This window comes from Candidatus Dependentiae bacterium, from assembly GCA_026389065.1.
Classification (GTDB): Bacteria; Babelota; Babeliae; order Babelales; family Chromulinivoraceae; genus JACPFN01.
Genome location: JAPLIP010000066.1, coordinates 1 through 2,593, shown reverse-complemented (window position 1 = coordinate 2,593; position 2,593 = coordinate 1). Strand labels below are relative to the sequence as shown.

Sequence of the window (2,593 nt, the reverse complement as noted above, 5' to 3'; positions counted from 1 at the left end):
TGATTTATAAAAAAACTTAATCATGAAATCAAAACAAAAAAATAGGTCCATTTTTGAATGGACAACCCATAATTGGACAAAAAACTACAAACAAAATAAAATGATTATATCCATATACAAAATAAGAAAAAAATAAAAGGACCATTGAAATGAATCATTTTGAACAACTAAAATCAGAATTTTTCTTATTTTTACAAAATCATCTACAAATCCCGACACATGTAATAAATTCATCTTTGTTTGATTTAAATATTGATGAAGAAAAGCAATCCTTTGGGGATATCAATGCAAACATTGCAATGATTTGCGCTAAAGAATTAAAAAGAAATCCACGCGAGCTTGCTCAAGAAATTATCAACAATTTCAAACATGAAGATATTAACCGCATCGAAGTAGCAGGACCAGGATTTTTAAACTTTTTTATGACCCATGGTTGGTACCAAAAATTAGCACAAGAAATTGCTCAAAAAAAAGAAACTTTCTTTGCCGATAAACCAACACATCCAAAAAAAATTAACATTGAATTTGTCAGTGCAAACCCAACTGGCCCTATGCATGTAGGCCATGGAAGAAATGGAATTTTAGGCGACGTTTTTGCAAACGTGTCTACATTTTTACACCATGATGTTACCAAAGAATTTTATATCAACGACGCGGGTGCACAGATTACAAAACTTGGTAACTCTTTTAAAATACGATGCCTGCAAAATCTTGGTGATCAAAATATTGAACTACCAGAAGATGCATACCACGGAGAGTATTTAGTAGATTTAGCAAAAACGTGCGTAGCTCAATTTGGTCAAAACTTAACACAAGAGCCAGATAGCTTTTTTCAAGACTACGCAAAAGAACACATGCTTATAAATTTACAACAAACGCTTGAAAGCTACGGAATTTTATTTAACATCTGGTTCTCTGAAAAAAGTCTTCATGATCATGGCAAAGTTCATGACGCACTTGAAAGACTCATCCGCACGGGACACACCTACGAGCAAGAAGGAGCACTCTGGTTTCGATCAACTACCTTTGGTGACGACAAAGACCGCGTGCTAAGAAAAGCTAACGCAGAATTGACATACGTTGCTGCAGACATTGCATACCTTATCGATAAAATAGATCGCGGGTTTGATGAACTTGTTATGGTTTTAGGTCATGATCATCACAGCTACAAAACAAGACTCAATGCGATTATGCAGGCTCTTGGCTATGATCCAAAAAAATTAAATGTCATTTTGTATCAGCTCGTACACGTGATGAAAGATGGTGAGCAGTTCAAAATGTCGAAACGAACTGGCAACATGGTTTCACTTGAAGAAGTGGTCCAAGAAGTTGGAAAAAACGTTGCACGATTTTTCTTTTTAAATAGAAAGGCTGATGCTGAATTACAGTTTGATATCGATTTAGCATTAAAACAAAGCAATGAAAACCCTGTTTATTACATTCAGTATGCATATGTTCGAACTCTAAGTATTCAAAAAAAAGCAGCTGATGAAAATATTATCACTGCAAAAGATTGTAATTATGATCTGTCACTTTCTGACCTGGAAAAATTAATTCTTAAAAAAATCTGCTCTTTAAAATCGCTTATTTTTAACATTGGTCAAAATCATCAAATTCATTTACTTGCATATTTTACCTTAGAACTCGCAACACTTTTTCATAGATATTACAATGCACAACGAGTTATTGATGCAAGCAACCCAGAAGTGACACAGCAAAGATTGCATATCATTGGACTCGTACAACAAACACTTAAAACTTGTTTGTTTTTAATGGGTGTTACCCCAATGGAAAAAATGTAGGGCAATCAAAAATTTACAAAAAAGAATGAGCAGGAATATTTAAATATTCCTGCTCATTCTTTTTTTAATTTAGCTTTTTAAATAAAAATTCAAAAACTAAATGGTCAGAACTTCATACGTTATAACAACGGTTAAAGTATTATCATTAGAAGCATTTCCAGCAACAGCACCTGTCGCCCAAATTACCACTGGAGCATTATCACAACCAGAAAAATTTATTCCAGTCTGCGCATCTGGACCAGCCCATGCAGCCTTACTTTGCGAAGATGTAAATGCACTATGACTCATAGCTGCGGTATAAATTTTTTGCCCAGAGCTATTTGTATAAAACAATTCTATATGGTCAGTCCCAGTCATGGTAAACGGATCATTACCGCCATAATTTAGTTTAACAAAACAATTTAAGACATTAATTACTTTTCCAGAGCCTGGAGCTGCAACTAAGGTAATTGGAGTTGTCCCAAGACCTTTTACTTCTGCATTAGTCAATGCAACAGTGGCCGTCTGAATAATCTGAGCGGTAGGCGCGGACCACACTGGAAGCGCAGTTGCTCCATTTGAAGTAAGAACGTCTCCTGCTGTACTGCTTGGAAGAATTTGCTGCAAGCTTGCTGTTGCTGTTGTTCCACCAACTAAAATAGCATAGGCGGTCAATGTAGTAAGCCCTGTTCCACCACCAGCTACGATAGCTGTTCCTGCCGTATCTATTAAAATTCCGCTTCTTGGTTCTGGAAGACCAGTAGTGCTACAGCCGTTTGTTGCATTGATAATCACCATTGATGGAATTGTAG

2 protein-coding genes are annotated in these 2,593 nt (G+C 35.8%); one reads left to right on the top strand and one right to left on the bottom strand.

The window, feature by feature from the left end:
• Positions 1–149 precede the first annotated feature (149 nt).
• Positions 150–1,802, top strand: a complete 1,653-nt coding sequence (gene argS, locus NTU89_04495; protein MCX5923788.1) for an arginine--tRNA ligase — start codon at positions 150–152, stop codon at positions 1,800–1,802.
• Positions 1,803–1,898: 96 nt separating this feature from the next.
• On the opposite strand, the gene NTU89_04490 is transcribed toward argS, so the two are convergent.
• Positions 1,899–2,593 (bottom strand): hypothetical protein (locus NTU89_04490; protein ID MCX5923787.1); only part of this gene is annotated, 695 nt, incomplete at its 5' end.